This window comes from Ruegeria sp. AWH4_226 (genome assembly GCF_056159225.1).
This window is the reverse complement of record NZ_JBSWUU010000001.1, coordinates 2,898,246-2,922,368: the sequence shown is the minus strand read 5'-3', so window position 1 is coordinate 2,922,368 and position 24,123 is coordinate 2,898,246. Positions and strand designations below refer to the sequence as shown.

The following is a 24,123-nucleotide window of genomic DNA, read 5'->3' as shown; positions in this document are numbered from 1 at the left end:
AAACGCCTCTGGCCCCTGCCCGAAACCTGCCCTAAGACGTCGCGCAAGAGGAACCGCGATGTCACACATTACACTGGTACGACACGGCCAGGCCAATACAACTGCCCGTGATGAAGAAAGCTATGACATGCTCAGCGATCTGGGTCATCAGCAGGCGCGGTGGTTGGGCGCGCATCTACAGGACACTGGTGCGCATTATCCGCGCGTCTATTGCGGAACGCTGAAACGGCACGTGGAAACTGCCGCCAGCATGGGTCTGACCAACCCGATTCAGGACGCCCGTCTGAATGAGATCGAGTATTTCACCATCGCGCAGCTTTACGAACAGCAACACGGTGTGGCCATTCCAGTGGATCGTGAAGGCTTTGTCGAACACCTGCCCCGTACCTTTGAAGCATGGGCCAAGGGTCAGATCACAGGCACGCCGGAAACGTTCGAAGCCTTCGAAACCCGCGTTTCCGCCGCGCTGCACGAGATCGGAACCGAAGGCGGGCCGGCCATTGTTGTGACGTCGGGCGGTCTCATCTCTATGGCGGTGCGGCAGGCGATGGGGCTGGATATTCCGGCAATGGCACGGGTGGCGCTTGCCATCATGAACACGTCGCTGCATCGGCTGCACCCGATCGGGGAACAGCTGAGCCCGGTACTGTTCAACGCGGTGCCCCATCTGGAAGCGCCCGACCGGCAATTCGCGCAAACGCATCTGTAAACCACCCCCGGAGACCCTGTTCATGCAGCTTTATTATGCTCCCCGCACGATCTCGGTTGCTGTCGCAATTGCCTTGGAAGAGGCCCGGTTGGACTATGAAGCCATCCGTCTTGATTTTGCACAGGCAGAGCAGACCAAACCGGCCTATGCGCAAATCAATCCCAAAGGCCGCGTTCCAGCGTTGGCGGTAGAGGGCGGTATCCTGACAGAAACGGGCGCTCTGCTGGATTATGTGGCAGCCATCAAGCCCGAAGCTGGGCTGGTGCCCAGTGACCCGGTTGCAGCAGCGCGCATGCGCGAGGTCATGTACTACCTCGCTTCGACGATGCATGTGAACCATGCCCACAAGATGCGCGGCTCACGTTGGGCCGACGACGAGTCCAGTTGGACCGACATGGCGGACAAGGTGCCGCAGACAATGACCGCATCTTGCAAGTACATCACCTCGAACGGGTTGCGCGGGCCGTTTGTGCTGGGTGAGGTCTTTTCGCTGGCCGATGCCTATCTTTATGTGGTTTGTAGCTGGCTCGAAGGTGATGGCGTAGACGTCGCGGCCTTTCCCAAGATTCTAGCCTTCCGCGCGGCGATGGAGGCGCGCGCCTCGGTTCAGGCTGTACGAGCCGCTGGAATGCTCTGACAAAAGGAAAACGCATGACACATCTCTGGGTCCGGGCAGAACAGCGCCCAAACGAGGAACGGGTCGGGCTGACCCCCGAAGGCGCCAAGGAACTGATCGCGGCGGGTATCCGCGTCACGGTCGAAGACAGCACTGTCCGCGCGATACCGATTGAGGGATACAAGCAGGTCGGATGTGAAATCGCGCCCGAGAATACGTGGCCGGACGCGCCGTTGGATGCGATCATCTTCGGCCTCAAGGAACTGCCAGAGGATGGCACGCCTCTGCCCCACCGCCACATCATGTTTGGTCACGCCTATAAGGGCCAGCATTCCGGCCGCGCCTTGCTGGAACGGTTCAAGGCTGGCGGCGGTACACTGTATGACCTCGAATACCTTGTGGATGAAGAAGGCCGCCGCGTTGCAGCCTTTGGCTATTGGGCAGGGTACGCCGGGGCAGCCGTAACACTAAAAACATGGGCTGCACAGCAACGGGCTGAGGAATGCCCCCCGGTCGGCGTCTACCCGGGCAAGGATGCGCTGAATGCCGAACTAAGCGCTGAATTGGATGCCACTGGCGCCGACCGTCCGCGCGCCATCGTCATCGGCGCGTTGGGTCGCGTGGGGACAGGTGCAGCCGATCTGTGCGAAGCCATGGGCGTAAAAGTCACCAAGTGGGATATGGCTGAGACCGCGAGTGGCGGGCCATTTCCCGAGATTCTTGACCATGACCTGTTCCTGAACTGTATTTTTGCGCGCCCCGGCACCCCGGTCTTTGTTCCGCGTGAGGCATTGACGGCCCCGCGCACCTTGACCGCAATTGGTGATGTGGCCTGCGATCCGGACAGCGACTACAACCCAGTCCCGGTCTATGATCGTGCTACGACATGGGACCAGCCCGCTCTGCGCGTGGCAACCGATCCGGTTCTCGATGTGATGGCGATCGACAACCTGCCGTCGATGTTGCCGGTCGAAAGCTCGCAAGACTATGCAGCGCAATTGCTGCCCTCATTACTTACCCTGACCGATCTGGACAGCGGCGTCTGGCGTCGGGCAGAAGCAACCTACAAAACACATGTCGAAGGACTCTGAGCGATGACGATTCACTGGTGTGGCACCGGCCTGTCGGCCATCCCCGGCCTGCGCCGCCTGATCGAAGGCGGGCACAAGGTCACCGTCTGGAACCGAACCGTCGAAAAGGCCAAGGCCGAGGTCGGAGATCTGACCGACGATATCCATGCATTTGATATCGACGCGCTGGGCGCGGTGCTGGGCAAGGGTGATGTGATCGTTTCTATGCTGCCGGGCGACTGGCACGTACCACTGGCCGAACTGGCGATTTCGAAAGAAGCCAATTTCGTCTCGTCCTCCTACATCGCGCCCGAGATGCGTGCGCTCGATAACAAGGCGCGCGAGGCCGGTGTCGCGCTGGTCAACGAGGTGGGCCTTGATCCCGGCATTGATCACCTGATGGCGCATGCGTTGGTGGATGATTACCGCGCCTCGGATGCGTTTGATCCGCAGAACCACCTGAGCTTCATCTCGTATTGCGGCGGTATTCCCAAAAACCCGAATCCGTTCCGGTACAAATTCAGCTGGTCTCCTCTGGGCGTGCTCAAGGCATTGCGGTCACCATCCAGGTCGATCCGCGACTACGCTCCGCTGGACGTCGCCCGCCCATGGGACGCGATCACCAGCTATATCGCGCCGTTGCCTGCTCCGGAAAGCTTTGAGGTGTATCCAAACCGCGACTCGATCCCCTTCATGGTCGAGTACCAGTTCGAAAAGCACTGGCCGGTCAAGGAATTCGTCCGTGGCACCTTGCGCCTGAACGGCTGGGCCGACGCCTGGTCGGATGTGTTTACCGAAATCGAGACCCTTTCCGGCCCCGAAGGCGACGCGCGCCTGAAAGAAATGTCAGACCAGTTCTGGGCTGAAAACGCCTATGACGAGGGTGAACCGGACCGCGTGGTCCTATGCGTCGGGCTCAAGGCAGAAAAAGACGGCATCCCGGTCTGGCATAAGACCTATGTGATGGACGCATGGGGCGACGCGCGCGGTACGGCCATGGCGCGCCTGGTCTCAATCCCCGTCTCGCTGGCTGTTGAGGCGGTTCTGAACCGCGCCATCCCGGCCGGCGTCCATGCCGCCCCCAGCGACCCGAAGCTGGTGCAGGACTGGATGGCGGAAATCGATACCCTAGCCCAGCACCTGCAAGTGGTGGACCACACAACGTAATGTCAAAAAAGCCACTCCGCTTTGCCGGAGTGGCCTAGCTATGCCAGTCAGCCCAAACTGTCCGGTCTTGCGGGCACGCTTCTACCTGATTGCGGTTGGACGCATCATCAGATCGAGCGGCACCTGCCTTCAGAGAGCCGCTGCCGCGACCTTGTGATCTTCGCGCTTGTAAGGCTGCCCAAGGTAAACGCTATCGAATGCACGCTGCTTGATCTCGCTGCGCGGCACGCCGATGTCTTTCAACTGCGCGTCAGTCAACTTTTCCAATGACCGGACAGTTCTAGCGAAGGCCTGACGGCGAAAATGCTCAACCCGTCCTTCGGCGTAGTTCGAGAAGATTCCGAAGAAAAGGCCCTTTTGCGGTGCGACTGATGGTGCATATCCCATAATTCTCTCCTTAAACTTTGCTTTGCGTTTCCGTTGAAACAAAGAAAAGAAGTCAGGATTAACGACGCCCGAGGGCTGGATTAAACTTGCTTAATCCAGTCCTCACACAGCAAGTCGGTTCTTCGAAAAAGAAGAACAATTACGAAACGGCCGGTGGTATCGTTCCCAGCCGAAATCAAACTGATGTCCTCAGATTTGGATACAGACCGCGCCGCCTGTGCGACCGGTACCGGCCTTTACATCAGATCGTTTTCCACGTCCTCGGCTGAAATCCCCAGCGCATCCAGACCGTTTTCAAGGTGATCCGACAGGTGCGGCGTTCCGATCAGGTAATCTGCACAAGGTGTTGAAGCCTCTGATCTGGCGGTTGCAATCGCTTCGGCCAAATCCTCGGCGAAAAAACTTTCACGCCCGATCCACATGACCGCAACCAGTTCGGCCTGCTCATCTTCGCTCATGCGGTCGATAAAGGCGCGCAGCTCACCCTCGGCCCGGTTCAGTTCACGACCCATCATGGCCACCTGAGCGATTTTTCTTGCCGAGATTTCCAGCATGTCACAACTCCTTGTGTTCGCGGTTTCAACCCTAGCACAATCACTGTCAGACGTCTGAGTCTTTGATCTTACTCAAACAAAGCTGCTTCAGGGTTCACGAATACGAGACACCGGATGATCAGGAACAGGCGCAGAGCGAAACGCGCGAAACCTAGCCTTTTTCAACCACAGTTTCAGCGCCTGCCACAAGATCAGGAAAAACGCGCGCCGGGCACCAAACGGTCGGCGCAGCAATGACCAGATAATAGTACGGTTGGTCAGCCTGGCCCGAGGACCAGTCAACGTCGCAATCAGACCACCGCCTTCACGGCCGTAGTCAATCCATACCCCCACGCGTTCGGGGCGATAGTCAAACCGGAAGGTATAGCTCCCTTCGACCTTTTGAAAGGGTGAGACATGCATCAGCTTGTCCGCCACAATCCGGTCCGACGGTTGAATTGGCGCGAAACCCGGATTGTAACACAGATAGCTGTGACGCGTGCCAAAGGTGTTCGTGACCTCGGCGACAACTGCGTAAAGCTGCTCATGAGCGTCAAAACAGAACCAGAAGCTTACCGGGTTAAACACATGACCGAACACACGTGGCTGTGTCAGCAGGGTAATGTGGTCAGGTTGTACAACGCCGAACTGATCGAACTGCTCACGCAGCCAAACTGCGCCGCGCCCTTGTCCCGGCTCGCCGCCATGGTCCAGATCCCGCCAATTTGTCACGTTGGGTTGGTTTTTCGAAAACAGCATCGGGGTATCAGGGTCGCACTCCGGATCCAGCAGAATGTAGTCGACCGAGTAACGAAAAGCGTTCTGAATCGCGCCCTTTCGCCCGTGATATGTGTGGCCTGCAATATGGTCGACCCAGTTCAATTGACTATCTCCGCCGCGCCTGTAAACCGTTCAATCGGCATTCTTTTCCTCACTTGTACACATTTATCGGTACGAAAAGCAGCCGTATACGGATCAAAAACGAACAACAAAGTGATCCGGCTTGGGTCGCGCTTCGTAATGTGATTATGTTTACCGAGATTGATACCGTGACCTTGGACGACCCGGCGGCCGACAGGCCAGGGCTGAAGCCTTGGCGCGAGAAAACACGTACCAGGGGCAAGTCGGTGAACAGTGCGAATGGCAATCGCGAAACCAGAACTGAGTGGGTAAGCCACGTCAGTCGCATAAGAGATGCGCAGGACCAGGCGGCGTTTGCCGAACTGTTCCAGCATTTTGCGCCTCGGATCAAAGCGTTTCTGATCAAGTCGGGATCAGACGCAACACTGGCCGAGGAATGCGCCCAAGAGGTTATGGCAACCTTGTGGCACAAGGCGCATATGTTCGATCCGACCCGTGCAACCGTGGCCACCTGGGTGTTCACGATTGCCCGGAACAAGCGCATCGACGTCTTGCGCAAACAACGCCGCCCCGAACCGGAAGATTTGGGCTGGGGCCCCGAAGCTGAACCTGAACAGGACGACGTCGTCGCTTTGCAACAGGAAACAGCGCAATTGCGCGATGCCATGGCAGCGCTTCCTGCCGCGCAAAGAGAACTGATTGAAAAGGCATATTTTGGCGATCTGAGCCACCGCGAGATTGCGTCGCAGACAGGGTTGCCTTTGGGAACAATCAAATCACGTATACGGCTGGCGCTGGACCGCTTGCGCCACGCGATGAACTGAGATGAAAAAGATGAGTACAGAGATCAAACATCACCTGACCGATGACCTGCTCATGGCCTATGCCGCAGGTACATTGCCCGAAGCGTTCGACCTTATGGTCGCCACACATCTGTCGCTGTGCGACCACTGCCGTGCGCGTGCCGAAAGCTTTGAGGCTGTGGGCGGCTGTGTTCTGCAAGAGCAAGACGGCACTGCAAATATGTCCGATGGGTCGCTGGCGGCCACGATGGCTTTGATAGCCAAAGGTGCACCGATCGCAAAACCCGCCCGCGCGGGGTGCTCGGTTCTGCCAGCACCGTTGCAGGATTACGTTGGCGGAGACGTCAACAGCATCAAGTGGCGGTCGATCGGCATGGGCGTCAAGCAGGCAATCCTTCCGACCACAAGCGAAGCTACTGCGCGCTTGCTGTTCATTCCCGCCGGTGCTGCAGTTCCTGACCATAGTCACAACGGCATGGAACTGACGATGGTGCTGCAAGGTGCTTTTTCGGATGAGGTTGACCACTTTGCCCGAGGCGATGTTGAGATCGCGGATGAAGATCTGCACCACACGCCGACCGCGGATATTTCAGAGGATTGTATCTGTCTGGCCGTTACTGATGCGCCTCTGAAGTTCACCAAAATGATGCCGCGTCTGTTCCAGCCATTCCTTCGCATCTGACCACGCAGTGTTTCGTGCTATACTTTCCCAAGTTTTATTTGGGAGTAGATCATGAAATTGCGTTTAATACTGAGTGCATTGTTCGCGGGCTTGGCCTTCACCGCATGGGCACAACAGACAGCCGACGTGAAATTCGAGCCGGGCAACTTCGGTACGATGGTCAGTGGTACCATCACCGGCGACGAATATTTTGACTACAACCTAGGCGCAAAAGCGGGGCAAGAGATGTTTGCCGAGCTTCAGGTCAGCGATACAAATGGCAATGGCGTGATCTATTTCAATATCCTGCCACCCGGCAGCGATGGGGCCGCGATTTATAACGGCTCAATCGACGGGAATACCGCCCGGATCGATCTGCCCGATGACGGAAACTATACGATTCGTGTCTACCTGATGGGCAATGACCGCGATACCGGCAAAACGGTGGGGTATAACCTGGACCTGTCGATCCAGTAGACCCTAACCTTCGGTCTTGCCAAGTGGCACGACGTTTGTGTGATCGTCCGGGGCGAGTTCTTCGAAATCGAAATTATCCAGCCGCTGCGCCCGGCGACCCGCTTTCTCGGCGCTGATCTTGATGTCCGAGATGTCCTTGGCGGCTTGTCCAAAATGACGATCGAGGTTTGAGACCCGATCCTCCAAACGTTCGACATCCTTGTGCAGCATACCAAGCTCTTTGCGGATCGCCCCGGCCTGTTCGCGCATCCGTGCGTCTTTCAGGATTGCCCGCATCGTGTTGAGCGTGGCCATGCAGGTGGTCGGGGACACGATCCAGACGCGTTTGCTGAAACTTTCTTGCACCAGTTCGGGGAACTTGGCGTGTAGCTCGGCATAAACGGCCTCGGACGGCAGGAACATCAGCGCACCATCAGCGGTTTCGCCATCCAGAATGTATTTCTGTGAGATATCCGTGATATGTTTGCGCACAGTGGTGCGGAACATCTGCACGGCAGCTTTCAGTTCCATGTCATTGGTCGATCCGATCAGCGCCTCATACGCTTCAAGAGGGAACTTGCTGTCGATCACAATCGGACCCGGCGGATTCGGCAGGTTGATCAGGCAATCCGCGCGGCGCCCGTTTGACAAGGTCGCCTGCAATTGAAAACTGTCTGATGGCAGCGCTTTAGAGACGATATCGTTCAGTTGAATTTCCCCAAACGCGCCGCGGGTTTGCTTGTTTGAAAGGATGTCTTGCAGCGAAAGCACGTCACCCGACAGTTTGGTGATATTGTCCTGCGCCTTGTCGATTGCGGCCAGACGTTCCTGCAATTGCGTCAGCGAAGTAGCTGTCTGTTTCGAGGAGCCGTGCAGCGATTCTTTCATCCGCTCCTGCATCTCGGCCAGCGCACGGGCCGATTTCATCGCGTTATCCGCAAGCCGGTCATTCATCTGCTGCTGAACCGAGGACAGGCGGGATTCAACCGTCTGAATCACCTGCACCTGCGCGTTGGCTTGCGTGTCTGATACATGCTGCAACCCGCCGCGCAGTTGCTCTTGTCCCTGCCCCAATTGCTGTACATGCTGACCCAGATGGGCCATCTGCCGCGCCAGCGGCTCGGCCATTCGGGCTGAACGCGTCGAGGCGCGCAAAGACATGAACAGAAGCAACAGGATTAGGGCCACAATCCCACCCGCGATCAGGATCACAGGGTTGTTCAACGCCATTTCGGTACCAGCAATCTCGATCATGTCGCCTCAGATGTTCTTGTTTTATTCTTCATAACCCGGCGAAACCGCCAGATCAACTGCGGCCGAACAAACGCTCAATATCGGTCAGCTTCAATTCGACGTATGTCGGTCGCCCGTGATTGCATTGCCCCGAGTGCGGGGTCGCTTCCATCTCGCGCAGCAGGGCGTTCATCTCTTCTGCGCGCATTCGGCGACCCGAGCGGACCGATCCATGGCAAGCAACCCGGCTGAGGATCGCCTCAATCCGCGCCTGCACCGTCTGGCTTTCACCCTGATCGGCCAGCTCGTCTATGATATCCAGGATCATCGCGCGGGCATCGACCTCACCCAAGATCGCGGGTGTTTCGCGCACAGCGATGGCACCGCCACCGAAAGGCTCAAGCGTCAGCCCAAGGCGGGACAAATCATCAGCCACAGCCATCAGGCGCGCGCAATCGCCCTCGGAGAGTTCAACGATCTCGGGGATCAGCAATGCCTGTGCGGCCACGCCATTCTCTGCCATCTGGCGTTTGAGCTTTTCGTAAACCAACCGCTCATGCGCGGCGTGCTGGTCAACGATCACCATGCCATCGGCGGTCTGAGCGATGATGTAGTTTTCGTGTACCTGCCCACGCGCCGCGCCCAAGGGTAGGTCTTGCGCCGGAGGCTCTTCAGCGACTGGCACCGCAGGCGCGGACTCAACAATGCTGCCGCTGTAGTCGTGCGACAGATCGGCGAATCCGGGCGATTGCGCTCTGTATGCGGCCTGTCGTGCCGCAAGCGAGGGCCGATCCATCTGATACACCCGCGCCGCTGCGGGCTGCGCTGGCAAGGCCGGTTCGGGCCGCATTGCACCCAAGGTGGCATTGGCCACGGTCGAGGACGCCCGATGCCCGGCCTCGGCCAAAGCATGCCGCAAGGCCGAGACAATCAACCCACGCGCCACGCCGGGGTCGCGGAAGCGGACCTCGGACTTTGCGGGATGCACGTTCACATCCACCAGAGTTGGGTCGCAGTCAATGAAGAGAGCCGCCGCCGGGTGCCGGTCACGGCTGAGGAAGTCGAAATAAGCTGCGCGCAATGCGCCGGTAAGCATCTTGTCCCGCACGGGGCGGCCATTGACGAAGAGATACTGGGCCACCGCTGCACCGCGCGAATAGGTCGGTAACGCGGCGTATCCGTATAGTCGGATGCCTTCGCGCGTCGCGTCAATCTGCAAGGCATTCTCGGCAAACTCGCGGCCGATCACACGCGCCAAGCGCGCATGTAACGCGTCGAACAGATCGCCGTTCTCGCGGTCTGCGCGGAAGGTTACGCGGCCCTCACCCCCACCCGAGACATCGCGCAGGGTAAAGGTGATCGAAGGCTCGGCCATGGCCAGCCGTTTTACCGTGTCGGTGATTGCCTGTGCCTCAGCCCGGTCGGTGCGCATGAACTTCAGACGCGCGGGCGTGGCAAAAAATAGCTGCCGCAGTTCCACCACTGTGCCAGCACGCAGCGCCGCGGGTTTCACAGCCTCCATCTTGCCGCCCGCCACGTGGATCGAGGCAGCCTCAGCCCCCGGTACCCGGCTGGTGATGGTCAGCCGCCCAACCGCCGCAAGCGAGGGCAACGCTTCGCCCCGAAAACCGAAGGTGTGAATGTTGAGCAAGTCCGAGCCATCGATCTTTGATGTTGCATGGCGTGACAAGGCCAGCGGCAAATCATCAGCTGAAATCCCGCAGCCATCATCGCTGACACGAATCAGTGTCTTGCCCCCATCTGCAATATCTATGGCGATCCGGGTCGATCCGGCGTCGATCGCATTTTCAACCAGTTCTTTCACGGCAGAAGCCGGACGTTCCACAACTTCACCCGCGGCAATTCGGTTGATCGCGGCATCGTCGAGTTGCCGGATTACGGGGCGATTATCGCCGATATTGGGGTTTGCCTGCGCCATGCTACCAGACCTAGCACAGGTTCGCACGATTCTGCCACCGGTTTGGCAGCTGTAAATGGACTGAGGAGGGGGCGTTCGAACAATCTCGCAGCGCTGGTCTTATTTAACGCAATGCTGGTCGAGATTGTCCGAACGTTCCGAAGTGAGTGGTGGTCATCCTGAATTCATTAGCGGTTGTCCTAGCACGAAACGCGATATCACAGTTACGTGATCTACTAACGCACCGTATCTAGGCGATTTTCAGCCGAAAGATACGATTCACCGTTAGCGGGAACATGCCGTGTCAAGCCTCTTGGGGGGCGCCGGTACGTGTGCGGTAAGGACCCCACAGTGCTGCAAATGCCAGAATCAGGCCGGACATCGTTGCGATCATTCCTGCCGCGCTGACCGCATCCGCAGCCCCCAACCAAATCGGACCGTATCCCGCCAAAACGTACCCCGACACCGCCGACGCACTGGCAAAGACGACGCTCCATGAGATCTGCGCCTCAAGCCCGTTGGTCATCATCCGCGCTGCCGCTGGCGGGCAGATGAACATCGCAATCACGATAATCGAGCCGACCGCGTCAAAAGAGGCCACGGCGGATATGGCTGCCACGATCACCAGGGCCATGCCCAGCGCACCGGTGCGAATGCCGATGGTCTGGGCAAAACCTTCGTCAAAAGTGGAAATCTTAAGCGGACGCCAGAACACCCAGATGAACAGAATCACCCCAACCAGTGTCAACGCAATCCGCGGTAGTTCAGGCGGCAGACCGGCCAATGCCGTCAGGTCCAACAGCGACGACCACCCGACCGCATCCAGCCAGATCAGGCTTTCAAGATTGCCATAAAGCGCATGTTCCACGTCCAGATGTACACTCGACGTATCGGTTTGCTCCAGCAACAGCACGCCGCCCGCGAACATGGTGGTGAACACCACGCCCATCGCGGCCCCCGGTTCGATCTGGCCCAACCGCCGGATCGCCTCGATCATCACGACCGAGACAATCGCCGCGCCCGCAGCGCCCAGCATCATGGGCCATGTCGAGATTGTGCCCGTTAGAATAAAGGCCACCACGATGCCCGGCAGAACCACATGGCTGATCGCATCACCAATAAGGGCCTGTTTTCGCAGGACCAGAAAGTTTCCGGGCAAAGCGCAGGCAATCGCCGCGAATGTCCCGATGAGCAATGGCGTCAGCGACAGTGGAACGAAGTCTTCACCACTCATGCCGGAACCTCCTGCGGACCACCGATCCGGCGGTCAATCTCGGCGATCTGGTCTCGGGTCAGCACGGTCTCAATATCACGCAACCCGTCATAGAGCGCCGCCGTCGCCTCATGCGCCTGGTCGGCCCGGATGACCTCCCATCGTTTTTCATCGCGCAGCGCCTTGGCGGCAAGGGCCTTGCCAGCCTCGGTGGCAACCCCGTCAGCACGGGCAAGACCAGCGCGTGCCAGCAGGCGCAGGGTGAGCGGTTCATAGATTTTCTGACCTTGCGCAAGCGCCAGAAGGCCTTGGCGGATATGAACGCGGCGCTGGAATTTCAGATGCTGCAAAACCGCCGCCAGCACACCCCGGCCAGGCGCAAACAACAGCGACAGAGCAAAGAAGCCAAAGCTGACCAAGACGATGATGGGACCGGTCGGCAGGTTGGGCGTCACAGCCGAAAAAGCCGCCCCAAGATATCCCGCCAGCCCCCCGGCCAGACCTGCCAGCATCACCACCCTGTCGGACCGTTCGGTCCAGAACCGCGCGGTGACAGCGGGGATGATCAGCAACGCCACGATCAGGATCAAACCAACGATTTTCAAACCCACAACAGTGACAGCCATCACCAGCCCCATCATGGCCAGATCAATTCGATGCACCGGCAGACCCTGCGCCGCAGCGTAGTCCGCATCAAAGGCAACAATCGTCATTGGACGGCGAAGGATCATCACCATCAACAATGTCGCCGCGCCGCCAATCGCGATGATCAGCGCGTCGGCCCACAGCATCCCGGCCGTCGACCCCAGAAGGAACCCTTCTAGACCGGCCTGACGGCCCACACCCATCGTTTGAATGACCGTCAGCAACACGATGCCAAAGCCGAAAAAGACTGACAGAACAGCCCCGATCGCCGCATCCTCAGCCAGTCGGGTACGGCGCGTCAGCCAATTCATGCACAGCAAACCGATCCACGCCGAAACCGCCGATCCGGCCAGCAGGCCGATCAGGTTGCGCCCGTCGCCACCCAGGAAAACCAGCATCATGAAAGCCAGACAGACGCCCGGCAACGTCGCATGGCTGATCGCGTCACTGACAAGCGCGCGCTTTCGCAGGAACAGGAAAGTGCCGGTGACTCCGGCTGACACACCCAACAGAGTCGCGCCAATCGCGACCAGCGTGGCATTGTAGCCAAGCTGCAGGGTCAGCGCTTCCCAAAGCATGGCTACGCCAGCGCGCGCGAGATCTGGTCGATCTGAGCGGTGGCCAGGCGGCCGCCATAGGCTGTTTGCAGTGTTTCAGCCGTAAACGCTGTAGCAACAGGACCTTCGGCCACTTTGCGGGTATTGATCAGGAAGACGTGATCGAAGTACTCAGTGACAGTAGCCAGATCGTGATGCACGACAACAACTGTCTTGCCAGCGTCTTTCAATGATTTCAGGACCGCGATGATGGCTTTCTCGGTTGCGGCATCAACTCCGGCAAACGGTTCATCCAGCAGATAAAGATCTGCATCCTGTGCCAAGGCACGAGCCAGGAAAACCCGTTGCTGCTGACCGCCGGAAAGCTGGCCAATCTGACGGTCCGCGAAATCGCGCATGCCAACGCGGTTCAGACATTCCATCGCGCGCGACATGTGCCGTGCGCGGATACGGCCCAGCAACCCCAGCTGCCGCGACAAACCCATCAGGACAACGTCGATCACACGTGTCGGGAAATCCCAATCCACGCTGGCCCGCTGTGGAACATAGGCGATGCGGGCGCGCTGCTGTTCCAGCGGCTGACCAAAAACCGTCACCTGCCCGGATAGCGGCGCCGCAATCCCCAAAGCAGCCTTGAGCAGGGTTGATTTCCCCGCTCCGTTCGGGCCGATGATTGCAGTCATCGCCCCCGGCTGCACCGTCATATCAACGGAAAACACCACCGGTTTCTGCCCATAGGATACGGTCAGACCCCGAATGGCCAAGGGACTGTCATCAACATTGTGCTCGGCAACCGGGACACCCTGATTTGTGGCCAGTTCCAGCATGCGTTAGTACCCCGCCGACAATTTGCCGTTCATCCCACGTTCGGGCACATCTGCGCCCAACGCTCCGGCGATCGTGGTAATGTTGTGGTCCAGCATGCCCACATAGGTGCCTTCGTAGGTGCCCGGCTCGCCCATCGCGTCGGAATAAAGCTCACCACCCACACCAACGTCGTGGCCTTTTGCCGCCGCGCCTTCAATCAGCGCGCGCATCAACCTGTCAGAGACCGAGCTTTCCACGAACACCGCCTTGAGTTGCTTGTCGACCAGTGTATCCACCAGCTCTCCGATGCGGTTGAGGCCGGCCTCGGACTGCGTCGAGATCCCCTGAATACCCATCACCTCATACCCGTGTTCAGCGCCGAAATAGCCAAACGCATCATGCGCTGTGACCAATAAGCGGTTCTGTTCCGGAACGGCGGCAAGGGTCTGGTCAGCGTAGGCTTGCAACTGCCGAAGTTCGGCTAGATGCGCTTGTGCGTTTGCAGCGAAGATGTCCGCAGCCTCGGGGCGCGCCTCGGTCAGTGTGTCTTGAATCTCGATTACGACTTCACGCCACAGGTCCGGGCTCATCCAGACATGCGGGTCGTACTTGTCAGCGTAGTCGTCGTGCGCACGCAGTTTGGATTTGTCGATCCCTTCTGCAACCGCAACAACGGTCTGTTTGCGCGCAAGATCACGGAAGAAATCCTCCATCTGCGCTTCAAGATACAGACCATGCCACAGAACAACGTCCGCGCGGGTCATCGCCACGATGTCGCTGCGCGTCTGGCGATAGGCATGCGGGTCAACACCCGGCCCCATCAAACCTTTAACTTCCACCTGATCACCACCTACCTGGCGGGTCGCGTCGGCGATCATGCCAGTAGTTGCGACCACTGTCAGGGGTGTTTCAGCCCAAGCGGCCAAAGGCAATGCAGCGGCAAAAGCCAGCGCTGCAAGAAAGCTGCGACGAATCATACCAATCCCCGGTTTGCTGTCCTCTTGCGAATGAATATGCGAACCATTCGCAACAAAGTCAACGCTATTGCGAATTATTCGCAAAAAAGACGCGTATTTTGTCCATTTGGTCAAAAAATGTTCAAGCTGGGCATTGCTACGCCTTCCATTTGGGCACCTCTCGTGCAAGTTTGACGCAAACCTCCAAAGGATGTGACAATGGAAACGCAGAGCTCAGACAGCCCCGTGCGCACCGCGCATCTGCCGCAAGTGACCGAGCCCAGAAACCCCGGTATGGATCTTGATCTGGACTGGGTGCGTGCCGTTCAGGCCAATACGTCGGCCATAGAGCGTCGCGCAGCAACCCTGCCCGGTCGGCGATCAGTAAAGAAAGATTATCAGGCGGCTTGGTTGCTGAAGGCGATCACAATGATTGACCTGACCACCTTGTCGGGCGACGACACGATTGGCAGGGTACGCCGCCTGTGTGCCAAGGCACGTCAACCGGTGTCGCCTGCACTGTTGCGTGCAATGGACATGACGCCGATCACCACCGGGGCGGTCTGCGTTTATCACGACATGGTCGAAACCGCCGTTGAAGCGCTGGAAGGTACCGGCATCCCGGTGGCTGCGGTGTCCACCGGATTTCCGGCTGGCCTGTCGCCGTTTCACCTGCGCGTGGCCGAGATCGAAGAAAGCGTTCAGGCCGGGGCTGAAGAGATCGATATCGTGATCTCGCGCCGCCACGTGCTGTCGGGCAACTGGCAGGCTTTGTATGACGAGATGAAAGCCTTTCGGGCGACCTGCGGCGATGCGCATGTCAAAGCCATCCTGGCGACTGGTGAACTGGGTAGCCTGCGAAACGTCGCGCGCGCCTCGCTGGTTTGCATGATGGCCGGGGCGGATTTCATCAAGACCTCGACCGGGAAGGAAAGCGTCAACGCCACCCTGCCCGTTTCGCTGGTGATGATCCGCGCGATCCGCGACTATTATGACCGCACCGGCTATCGCGTTGGGTACAAGCCTGCGGGCGGTATCTCAAAGGCTAAGGATGCACTGGTTTACCTGGCTCTGATCAAGGATGAGCTTGGGGACCGCTGGCTGGAACCCGATTTGTTCCGCTTTGGCGCGTCGTCTCTGCTGGGTGATATTGAACGGCAGTTGGAACACTATGTGACGGGCGCATATTCCGCTGGTTACCGTCATTCTATGGGGTGAGGCACGCCCGGAAATCGCTCCGGTGAAGCGTTTTCAGTGCCGAACGGGCGAAGCCCCGGGAAAAGGACAAGAACAATGACAGTCAAAGAGATTTTCGAAACCATGGACTACGGCCCCGCCCCCGAAAGCGCGGCTGAGGCGCTGGCCTGGCTGGTCGATCAGGGAGACAAGTTCGGCCACTATATCGACGGCGCATTCACGAAACCGGGCAAAGGGTTCGAAAGCCGCAACCCGGCGACCGGAGAGGTTCTGGCCAAGCTGACGCAAGCCAAACAGGCTGACGTGGACACCGCCGTTGCCGCCGCCCGCAAGGCTCAGCCGAAATGGGAAAAGCTGGGCGGCGCGGGACGCGCGCGCTATCTCTACGCCATTGCACGGCTGTTACAGAAGCATTCGCGCTTGTTTGCAGTGCTGGAAAGCCTCGACAATGGCAAGCCTATCCGTGAATCGCGGGACATCGACATCCCGCTGGCGCAGCGGCATTTCTACTACCATGCGGGCATGGCGCAACTGATGGAGAGCGAGCTGCCAGACGCGCAGGCGCTTGGCGTATGCGGGCAGATCATTCCTTGGAACTTCCCGCTGCTGATGCTGGCCTGGAAGATCGCTCCGGCGCTTGCGATGGGGAATACAGTGGTTCTGAAACCGGCCGAATATACCTCGCTGACCGCGCTGCTGTTTGCCGATATCTGCACGCAGGCCGGTCTGCCTAGAGGCGTGGTCAACATCGTTACCGGTGACGGTGCCGTGGGTGAGATGATCGTCAACTCGGATGTGGACAAGATCGCGTTTACCGGCTCAACCGCCGTGGGTCGGCGTATCCGCGAGGCGACTGCAGGGTCAGGTAAGGAACTGACGTTGGAACTGGGCGGCAAGTCCGCCTATGTCGTCTTTGACGACGCTGATATCGACAGCGCCATCGAAGGTCTGGTCGATGCGATCTGGTTCAATCAGGGCCAGGTGTGCTGTGCAGGGTCCCGCCTGCTGGTGCAGGAGGGGATAGCCGACCGTTTCCACGAGAAGCTGCGCGCGCGGATGGACACGCTGCGCATTGGCGATCCGCTGGACAAGTGCATCGACGTGGGCGCGGTTGTGGATCCCATCCAGTTGCAAACCATCAAGGGCATGGTTGAAAGCAATACGGTCGGCCACGTGCATCAAGCCGCCGGTGAGTTGCCCGAGAATGGCTGTTATTATCCGCCGACCCTGATCTCGGGCCTCGAAACCTCCGATCCGCTGATGCAGGAAGAGATTTTCGGCCCGGTGCTGGTGTCATCCACTTTCCGCACCCCGGCCGAGGCGGTTGAGCTGGCCAACAATACCCGCTACGGCCTGGCGGCAACTGTCTGGACAGAGAATGTGAACCTCGCGCTGGATATCGCGCCTAAGCTCGTTGCGGGCGTGGTCTGGGTCAACGCGACCAACCTGTTCGACGCCGCCGCTGGCTTTGGTGGCGTGCGCGAAAGCGGCTTTGGCCGTGAAGGCGGTTGGGAAGGCTTGGCGGCCTATACCAGACCCAAGGGCAAGGCCAAGCCGCTTGCGAAGGTTGAAGCCACTATGGGCGAAGGAGCCCCGGTCGACCCCATCGACCGCACCGCCAAAATGTATGTCGGCGGCAAGCAGGCGCGACCCGATGGCGGCTATTCCAAACCCGTCTGGGGCAAGTCCGGCCTGATAGGCCATGTGGGCCTTGCCAATCGCAAGGACGTGCGCAACGCGGTCGAGGCTGCGGCGAGTGCCAAGGGTTGGTCGAAGACAACCGGTCACCTGCGCGCGCAGATCCTGTATTACATCGGCGAAAACCTCTCGGCCCGCGCTGATGAGTTTGCCGCCCGCATCGACGCCATGACCGGCAAGAAAGACGGTGCAAAAGAGGTCGAGGCCTCGATCCAGCGCCTGTTCACCGCTGCTGCCTGGGCCGACAAGTATGACGGTCAGGTACACGGCGTTCCGATCCGGGGCGTTGCCATTGCGATGAAAGAATCCGTGGGTGTGATCGGCGCGCTCTGTGCGGATGAAGCCCCTCTGTTGGGCTTGGTGTCCGTGATGGCCCCAGCGATCGCGATGGGAAACCGGACGGTTATAGTGGCTTCGGAACCCTACCCGCTTGCGGCGACGGATTTCTACCAGATCCTCGAAACCTCTGACGTGCCTGCAGGTGTGGTCAACATCCTGACCGGCAGCCATGGGGAACTGGCAAAACCACTGGCCTCACATCTGAACGTCGATGCTGTCTGGTCCTTCTCCTCCACCGATCTGTCGAAGGAAATCGAGGTCGTCTCAGCCGGGAACCTGAAACGGACCTGGGTCAATAACGCGACGGCATTTGACTGGAGCGTGGACCAATCGCGCCGCTTCCTTCAGGCTGCGACCGAAGTGAAGAACATCTGGGTGCCCTACGGCGAGTAAGGCACCCCGCTAAGGGAGGTCTACATGGACTTTGCAGGGCAAACTGTCATCGTCATTGGCGGGACCAGCGGCATCAATCGAGGCATCGCCGAGGCTTTTGCGGCCTCGGGGGCCAAACTGGCGGTTGCCAGCCGGTCGCAAGAGAAGGTGGACGACACCGTGGCGGCGCTGAAAGCGGCAGGTGCGGATGACGTCATCGGCGCCGCCTTTGACGTGCGTGACGCGGAAGCAGTGGCCGCTGGGCTCAAGCAGTTCCACGACGCTTTTGGCGATTTCGACGTTTTGGTCTCAGGCGCAGCGGGGAACTTCCCGGCGCTGACCTCTGAGATGTCAGTAAATGCGTTTAAGACGGTGGTGGATATCGACCTGATGGGCACCGTCCATGTGATGAAGGGCGCCTATCCCTACCTGAAACGACCCGGGGCCAGCATCATCAACATTTCCGCCCCGCAAGCGTTTCTGCCCTATGAAGGACAAGCCCATGTCTGCGCCGCCAAGGCTGGCGTCGATCAGATCACCCGAACGCTGTCGATGGAATGGGGGGTCGAGGGTATTCGCGTAAACTCGGTGGTGCCGGGTTTTATCGAGGGCACCGAAGGCGCGCGACGGTTGGCTCCTACGGAAAACGCGCATGAAGAGATCAAACAGGACGTGCCGCTGGGGCGTTGGGGAACCACGCAAGACGTGGCCAATGCCTGCCTGTTCCTTTGCTCGGACTTGGCCAGTTATATCAGCGGAACAGTTCTGTCCGTCGACGGGGCGCTGTATCAGCGCGGGTCGGGTAAATTCGGGCAAATGATGGGGCAAATGCTGCGCACGCAGGTAAAAAACAGACCCTAAATAGCTAAAACAATCTGGCCCTGTGCGGATCAACCGGGCCTACAGCCTGACCCGGTGCATTCCCCTTCGGGGCTGGTCGTGATCGTCCACCGGAGACTCATCCTCGCGGGATGAGGTAAGCGCGAGGAAGACATCCTCAAGATCGGCTTCTTCGGTTCGGACGTCGCGGATACGGATGCCAGCCTGCCGGACGGCTTCCAGGACCTGCTCGGCGCTGGTCTGTATGCTCTGATACCGCAGCACCAGGTTTCCATCCTCGCGCAGCGCCGCTTCGACACCTTCCGTGGAAGGCAGATCGGTGACAGGCTCGTCCGGAGCGATCACCATGGTGCGGCTGTCCATCCGCCCAAGCAGGTTGGCGGTGCTGTCCTGCGCGATCATTTCTCCGTGATTGATGATGGCGATCTCGTCACACATCTCCTGCGCTTCTTCCAGGTAATGTGTGGTCAGAATAATGGTCATACCCTGTTCGTTTAGCTTGCGCACATTGGCCCAAAGCATCTGGCGCAGCTCGATATCGACACCAGCCGTGGGTTCATCCAGAACCAGAATCTTGGGATGATGCACCAGCGCCTTCGCCAGCAGCAGCCGCCGCCGCATACCGCCGGACAGGGTTCGTGCATAGGCCTCTGCCTTGTCGCTGAGGCCAACAAGGTCAAGAATCTCTGCGCTGCGTCGCTGTGCCTTGGGAACGCCGTAGAGACCCGCCTGAACTTCCAACGCACCGCGAGGCGTGAAGAAAGGATCAAGGTTCAGCTCTTGCGGCATCACGCCGATTGCGGCGCGGGACTGGCGCGGATGTTTATCCTGATCGAACCCGCAAATCACCACACGGCCTGCAGTTTTCACCACCAAACCGGCCAAAATGTTGATCAACGTCGACTTTCCAGCGCCGTTTGGCCCGAGCAAACCAAAAACCGAACCGCGCGGGACAGTCAGGTCAATGCCCTTGAGTGCGTGTTTCTCAGGCTGGCCCTTGCCGCTCTTATAGGTCTTGCGCAGCCCTTCGATTGTGATTGCCGCATCGCTCATGTGGCTCTTGCCCCCGGTTTGCTCATCGCTCATAAACGCACCTATTACATGCCCGCGAGGCCGACAACCGAAGAAGGATCGCCAGCCGTGACCATCGAAGCGCCGGAAACCAAGATCGTCGAAACCACGCGTGTCGCCTGCGACGGTGGCGAGGGTGCGTTGGGTCATCCGCGCGTGTGGCTTCAAATCCCCGAGGACATCGGTTGGGTCGAATGCCCCTATTGCGACTGCAGGTATGTCTTGGCCGACAGGGATTTCCAAAACTGATACAAAACTGTTACAAACGGCGTCGCCGAATCGGGCCTGGCTTTACCAGACCTGTGCAGTTTTCTGTTTTCAGTATGGAGCGGACTCTGGATGTTGTTTCCAGTGCAGCTATTACAATTGTCAGATCAGGATCTTGTGGCAGAAGGTGGCCACAGGAACGTATACGCCTGCCCGACGCAGCCCGAGCTTCTGGTCAAGGTGACGCGGCCACGAACGCGCCCGAACCGGTCTTTCATGAAGCGCGTGATACGGCGGTTGCTGCCTGACTCAGCACACCGGAACGCATTGAAAGAGCTTGAGTGTGAGATGAAAGCGGCGCTGAAAAGCGGCCATGATGTCTCGCACCTGCCTTTGGCCCGTTCGTTTGGTGTCGTACAAACAGATGTCGGCCCGGGCGTATTGGTCGAAAAAATTCAAACCGCAGATGGCAGCCTGGCACATGACCTCTTGTCGATGTGCAAGCAACATCTGCCGACCGATGAAGTATTGAACGATCTCAACGAATTCGTTCATAAGCTTTTTAAATTTCAGATCGTTGGCCGCGATATCCACGCAGAAAACATCGTCTATGGTGTGCGCGACTCGGCGCGTATGTTCTTTCTGATAGACGGGTACGGAGAGCGCAACCTAGTACCCTTGCGCACCTTAAGCCGGCGGCTGAACGATCGCTCGCTGAACAAACAGATGAGCCAAATTGCCAAAAGCACGGGGCTGATTTGGGATGTGGCGAAGCGAGAGTTCAAAAGCGTTTAACACGCCTATTGTCAAAAACTTATCTCGGGCCAAAACAACACGCCTCAGAGCGTTGCGTTTGCGCTGGCCAAACCTTTCGAAATCTCTTTGACGGCTCAACCGCGTTCTTGACTGGTCACCCGACCAGCCCTGTGGCAGAACCATCCCTGACCGACAGGGAGAGCGCGCATGAGCAATTTCGGAAAAGGATGTCACCTGCATCTGATTGACGGATCGGCCTTTATTTTCAGGGCCTATCACGCGTTGCCTCCGCTGACGCGAAAATCTGACGGGCTGCCGATCGGGGCCGTTTCGGGCTTTTGCAACATGCTGCAAAAATATGTCGAAGGGAATACCGGGCCGGATGCACCGACCCATGTTGCGGTGATCTTTGACAAGGGCTCACACACCTTCCGAAATGACCTGTATGACCAGTACAAGGCAAACCGCGAGGCGATGCCAGAAGACCTGCGCCCTCAGATTCCGCTGACCCGTGAAGCAACCCGTGCTTTCAACATCGCGTGCAAGGAATTAGAAGGCTACGAGGCCGACGATATCATCGCCACCCTTACCGTTCAGGCACGCGCCGCGGGCGGGCGTGTCACGATTGTCAGTTCGGACAAGGATCTGATGCAACTGGTCGGTGACGGCGTTGAAATGCTGGACGCGATGAAGAATAAGCGCATCGACCGGGATGGCGTGGTTGAAAAATTTGGTGTTGGACCAGAACGCGTCGTGGATGTGCAGGCCTTGGCTGGCGATAGCGTCGACAATGTTCCGGGCGCACCGGGGATCGGGGTAAAAACCGCAGCCCTGCTGATCAACGAATTTGGCGATCTGGAATCGCTTCTGGATCGCGCGGAAGAGATCAAGCAGCCTAAGCGCCGCCAGACCCTGATTGAAAAGCGCGATCAGATTGAACTGTCCAAGAAACTTGTGCAGTTGGACGAGAACACACCGCTGGACTTCACTCTCGACGATCTTGAGGTGATGGATCCAGATACTGAAGTTTTATTAGGCTTCCTGGCGGATATGGAGTTCCGCACCCTTACCAAGCGCATCGCGGATAAACTGGGGGCAGAGGCTCCGGTGATTGCCGACGCGCCTGCGCCTGCCGCCGAAGTGGAAGAGGTTGAAGCCGCGCCCTTTGATGCAACGAAATACGAGTGTATCCGAGACGCTGGCGCGCTGCAGAAATGGATTGATCAGGCCTATGAACGCGGCTGGGTCGCTGTGGATACCGAGACCACCGGTTTGAACGAGATGATTGCTGATCTGGTGGGTATTTCGCTTTGTGTCGAGCCGGGTGAGGCCTGCTATGTACCTCTGACCCACCGGGATGGGGCGGCTGATGATCTGTTTGGATCGGATGCGTTGGCCGAAGGGCAGATGCAGCTGGATGAGGCTCTAACACTGCTGAAACCGATGCTTCAGGACCCGTCGATCCTGAAAATCGGGCAGAACATGAAATACGACGCCAAGATTTTTAAACGGTATGGCATCGACATTGCACCCATCGACGACACGATGCTGATGTCATACGCGATGCACGGCGGCGAGCACGGGCATGGCATGGATACACTCTCTGAGCGGTATCTGAGCCACACACCAATCCCGATCAAACCGTTGTTGGGTTCGGGCAAGTCGGCGATTACCTTCGACAAGGTGCCAATTGACGAGGCTACGGCCTATGCCGCCGAGGATGCGGATATCACGCTGCGCCTGTGGAAGCTGTTCAAACCGCAGCTGCATCAGGCTCAGGTAACAACGGTTTACGAAACGCTGGAACGTCCGTTGGTGCCGGTCCTGACCGAGATGGAGATGCATGGCATCAAGGTTGACCGCGATGTGCTATCGCGCATGTCCAACGCGTTTGCACAAAAAATGGCCGGATTAGAGGCTGAAATCCACGAACTGGCAGGTGAGACTTTCAACGTCGGCTCACCCGCGCAGCTGGGTGAAATTCTGTTCGACAAGATGGGCCTCGAAGGCGGCAAGAAAGGCAAGACCGGCAAGTATTCCACCGGAGCCGATATTCTTGAGGACCTCGCGACCGAGCATGAACTGCCGCGCAGGGTGTTGGACTGGCGACAGCTTTCCAAGCTGAAGTCGACCTATACGGATGCGCTTCAGACCCATATCAATCCCGATACGGGCCGGGTGCATACGTCTTATTCGATTACTGGGGCCAATACTGGGCGCCTGGCCTCAACCGATCCGAACCTGCAGAATATTCCGGTGCGCACCGAAGAAGGTCGGCGCATTCGTGAGGCATTTGTCGCCGAGCCGGGCAAAGTGATGGTCAGCCTTGATTATAGCCAGATCGAGCTGCGAATCCTGGCTCATATTGCCGATATTCCGGCCCTGAAACAGGCGTTTACGGATGGGTTGGATATTCACGCGATGACGGCGTCCGAGATGTTCGATGTCCCTCTGGACGAGATGACGCCGGACATTCGCCGCAAGGCCAAGGCGATCAACTTTGGTGTGATCTACGGCATTTCGGGTTTTGGACTTGCGCGCAACTTACGCATTCCACGGGCCGAGGCGCAGGGCTTTATCGACCGCTATTTCGAACGTTTCCCGGGTATTCGGAAATACATGGACGACACCATCGCTTTCGCGAAGGATCATGGCTATGTCCAGACCCTGTTTGGACGCAAAATCCATACGCCCGAAATCAATGCCAAAGGGCCGCATGCCGGTTTCTCGCGCCGGGCGGCGATCAACGCGCCGATTCAGGGGACTGCGGCGGATGTAATCCGGCGGGCCATGGTGCGAATGCCGGATGCAATCAACGGCTTGCCCGCCAAGATGCTGCTGCAGGTACACGACGAATTGCTGTTCGAAGTGGCCGAGGATGCGGTGGATCAGGTAATCGACGTTGCCCGCGACGTAATGGAGGGTGCCTCGGACCCTGCCGTCAAGCTGGATGTAAAGCTGAGCGTGGACGCTGGCCAAGGCGCGAACTGGGCCGAGGCGCATTAAGAAAGGCGCGGCTCATCGGGCCCCGCGGGCCTTCTTCGCCGCGGG

Annotated in this window: 23 protein-coding genes; 13 read left to right on the top strand and 10 right to left on the bottom strand. The window is 58.6% G+C overall.

The window, feature by feature from the left end:
- The first annotated feature begins 58 nt into the window (after positions 1 to 58).
- From ACXAET_RS14460 to ACXAET_RS14445, 4 genes are read left to right on the top strand one after another with little or no spacing between them, the layout of a single operon-like run.
- The gene (locus tag ACXAET_RS14460) at positions 59 to 709 is read left to right on the top strand and encodes a histidine phosphatase family protein (RefSeq protein ID WP_475186481.1); all 651 of its coding nucleotides are present in this window, start codon (positions 59 to 61) and stop codon (positions 707 to 709) included.
- 22 nt (positions 710 to 731) lie between these two features.
- Positions 732 to 1,346 carry a glutathione S-transferase family protein gene (locus ACXAET_RS14455; protein ID WP_475186480.1) on the top strand — a complete coding sequence of 205 codons (615 nt, stop codon included), beginning with the start codon at positions 732 to 734 and terminating at the stop codon, positions 1,344 to 1,346.
- Positions 1,347 to 1,360: 14 nt separating this feature from the next.
- Complete coding sequence (locus ACXAET_RS14450) at positions 1,361 to 2,416, top strand: saccharopine dehydrogenase (protein WP_475186477.1); 1,056 nt, start codon at positions 1,361 to 1,363, stop codon at positions 2,414 to 2,416.
- 3 nt (positions 2,417 to 2,419) lie between these two features.
- A complete protein-coding gene (locus ACXAET_RS14445) occupies positions 2,420 to 3,562 on the top strand; it encodes a saccharopine dehydrogenase family protein (protein WP_475186476.1) in 1,143 nt (380 codons plus the stop codon).
- Positions 3,563 to 3,691: 129 nt separating this feature from the next.
- Here the strand turns inward: ACXAET_RS14445 and ACXAET_RS14440 are convergent, their stop codons facing one another.
- The 3 genes from ACXAET_RS14440 to ACXAET_RS14430 form a co-directional block, all read right to left on the bottom strand.
- Positions 3,692 to 3,949, bottom strand: coding sequence for a DUF1127 domain-containing protein (locus tag ACXAET_RS14440; protein ID WP_475186475.1), 258 nt, complete (start codon positions 3,947 to 3,949; stop codon positions 3,692 to 3,694).
- Positions 3,950 to 4,185: 236 nt separating this feature from the next.
- Positions 4,186 to 4,503 (bottom strand): DUF3775 domain-containing protein, encoded by a 318-nt coding sequence (locus tag ACXAET_RS14435; protein WP_475186469.1) that lies wholly within the window; start codon positions 4,501 to 4,503, stop codon positions 4,186 to 4,188.
- A gap of 87 nt (positions 4,504 to 4,590) precedes the next feature.
- Positions 4,591 to 5,364 carry a DUF1365 domain-containing protein gene (locus tag ACXAET_RS14430; RefSeq protein ID WP_475186464.1) on the bottom strand — a complete coding sequence of 258 codons (774 nt, stop codon included), beginning with the start codon at positions 5,362 to 5,364 and terminating at the stop codon, positions 4,591 to 4,593.
- A 146-nt stretch (positions 5,365 to 5,510) separates the two neighbouring features.
- Here ACXAET_RS14430 and ACXAET_RS14425 point away from each other — a divergent pair, with 146 nt between their 5' ends.
- Genes ACXAET_RS14425 through ACXAET_RS14415 form a run of 3 tightly spaced genes read left to right on the top strand, consistent with a single transcriptional unit; the run spans position 5,511 to position 7,284 of the window.
- Positions 5,511 to 6,167, top strand: coding sequence for a sigma-70 family RNA polymerase sigma factor (locus ACXAET_RS14425; RefSeq protein ID WP_475186459.1), 657 nt, complete (start codon positions 5,511 to 5,513; stop codon positions 6,165 to 6,167).
- Between the two features lie 10 nt (positions 6,168 to 6,177).
- The gene (locus tag ACXAET_RS14420) at positions 6,178 to 6,828 is read left to right on the top strand and encodes a ChrR family anti-sigma-E factor (protein ID WP_475186455.1); all 651 of its coding nucleotides are present in this window, start codon (positions 6,178 to 6,180) and stop codon (positions 6,826 to 6,828) included.
- 51 nt (positions 6,829 to 6,879) lie between these two features.
- The gene (locus ACXAET_RS14415) at positions 6,880 to 7,284 is read left to right on the top strand and encodes a hypothetical protein (RefSeq protein WP_475186451.1); all 405 of its coding nucleotides are present in this window, start codon (positions 6,880 to 6,882) and stop codon (positions 7,282 to 7,284) included.
- Between the two features lie 3 nt (positions 7,285 to 7,287).
- On the opposite strand, the gene ACXAET_RS14410 is transcribed toward ACXAET_RS14415, so the two are convergent.
- The 6 genes from ACXAET_RS14410 to ACXAET_RS14385 form a co-directional block, all read right to left on the bottom strand.
- Complete coding sequence (locus ACXAET_RS14410; protein WP_475186446.1) at positions 7,288 to 8,517, bottom strand: DNA recombination protein RmuC; 1,230 nt, start codon at positions 8,515 to 8,517, stop codon at positions 7,288 to 7,290.
- A gap of 52 nt (positions 8,518 to 8,569) precedes the next feature.
- Complete coding sequence (gene mutL, locus ACXAET_RS14405) at positions 8,570 to 10,435, bottom strand: DNA mismatch repair endonuclease MutL (RefSeq protein ID WP_475186441.1); 1,866 nt, start codon at positions 10,433 to 10,435, stop codon at positions 8,570 to 8,572.
- 283 nt (positions 10,436 to 10,718) lie between these two features.
- Positions 10,719 to 11,648, bottom strand: coding sequence for a metal ABC transporter permease (locus tag ACXAET_RS14400; protein ID WP_475186439.1), 930 nt, complete (start codon positions 11,646 to 11,648; stop codon positions 10,719 to 10,721).
- Positions 11,645 to 12,850, bottom strand: coding sequence for a metal ABC transporter permease (locus ACXAET_RS14395; RefSeq protein WP_475186435.1), 1,206 nt, complete (start codon positions 12,848 to 12,850; stop codon positions 11,645 to 11,647). Before ACXAET_RS14395 ends, ACXAET_RS14400 begins: the two co-directional genes overlap by 4 nt.
- 2 nt (positions 12,851 to 12,852) lie before the next feature.
- The gene (locus ACXAET_RS14390) at positions 12,853 to 13,656 is read right to left on the bottom strand and encodes a metal ABC transporter ATP-binding protein (protein ID WP_475186432.1); all 804 of its coding nucleotides are present in this window, start codon (positions 13,654 to 13,656) and stop codon (positions 12,853 to 12,855) included.
- Positions 13,657 to 13,659: 3 nt separating this feature from the next.
- Positions 13,660 to 14,613 carry a metal ABC transporter solute-binding protein, Zn/Mn family gene (locus ACXAET_RS14385; RefSeq protein WP_475186430.1) on the bottom strand — a complete coding sequence of 318 codons (954 nt, stop codon included), beginning with the start codon at positions 14,611 to 14,613 and terminating at the stop codon, positions 13,660 to 13,662.
- Positions 14,614 to 14,811: 198 nt separating this feature from the next.
- Here ACXAET_RS14385 and deoC point away from each other — a divergent pair, with 198 nt between their 5' ends.
- From deoC to ACXAET_RS14370, 3 genes are all read left to right on the top strand, one after another.
- Positions 14,812 to 15,810, top strand: a complete 999-nt coding sequence (deoC, locus tag ACXAET_RS14380) for a deoxyribose-phosphate aldolase (RefSeq protein ID WP_475186427.1) — start codon at positions 14,812 to 14,814, stop codon at positions 15,808 to 15,810.
- 75 nt (positions 15,811 to 15,885) lie between these two features.
- On the top strand, positions 15,886 to 18,219 hold the full coding sequence (locus tag ACXAET_RS14375) for an aldehyde dehydrogenase family protein (protein ID WP_475186423.1): 2,334 nt from the start codon (positions 15,886 to 15,888) through the stop codon (positions 18,217 to 18,219).
- A 24-nt stretch (positions 18,220 to 18,243) separates the two neighbouring features.
- Positions 18,244 to 19,059: an SDR family oxidoreductase gene (locus ACXAET_RS14370; protein ID WP_475186418.1), complete on the top strand. Its 816-nt coding sequence runs from the start codon at positions 18,244 to 18,246 to the stop codon at positions 19,057 to 19,059.
- 39 nt (positions 19,060 to 19,098) lie between these two features.
- Here the strand turns inward: ACXAET_RS14370 and ACXAET_RS14365 are convergent, their stop codons facing one another.
- Positions 19,099 to 20,091 carry an ABC transporter ATP-binding protein gene (locus ACXAET_RS14365; RefSeq protein ID WP_475187227.1) on the bottom strand — a complete coding sequence of 331 codons (993 nt, stop codon included), beginning with the start codon at positions 20,089 to 20,091 and terminating at the stop codon, positions 19,099 to 19,101.
- An 87-nt stretch (positions 20,092 to 20,178) separates the two neighbouring features.
- Between ACXAET_RS14365 and ACXAET_RS14360 the strand changes: the two genes are divergently transcribed.
- The 3 genes from ACXAET_RS14360 (at position 20,179) to polA (ending at position 24,078) form a co-directional block, all read left to right on the top strand.
- Positions 20,179 to 20,358, top strand: a complete 180-nt coding sequence (locus tag ACXAET_RS14360) for a zinc-finger domain-containing protein (protein ID WP_475186416.1) — start codon at positions 20,179 to 20,181, stop codon at positions 20,356 to 20,358.
- A 90-nt stretch (positions 20,359 to 20,448) separates the two neighbouring features.
- On the top strand, positions 20,449 to 21,111 hold the full coding sequence (locus ACXAET_RS14355; protein WP_475186413.1) for a YrbL family protein: 663 nt from the start codon (positions 20,449 to 20,451) through the stop codon (positions 21,109 to 21,111).
- A 168-nt stretch (positions 21,112 to 21,279) separates the two neighbouring features.
- Entirely contained in the window at positions 21,280 to 24,078 is a 2,799-nt protein-coding gene (polA, locus tag ACXAET_RS14350) for a DNA polymerase I (RefSeq protein WP_475186411.1), read from the top strand.
- Positions 24,079 to 24,123: the final 45 nt, after the last annotated feature.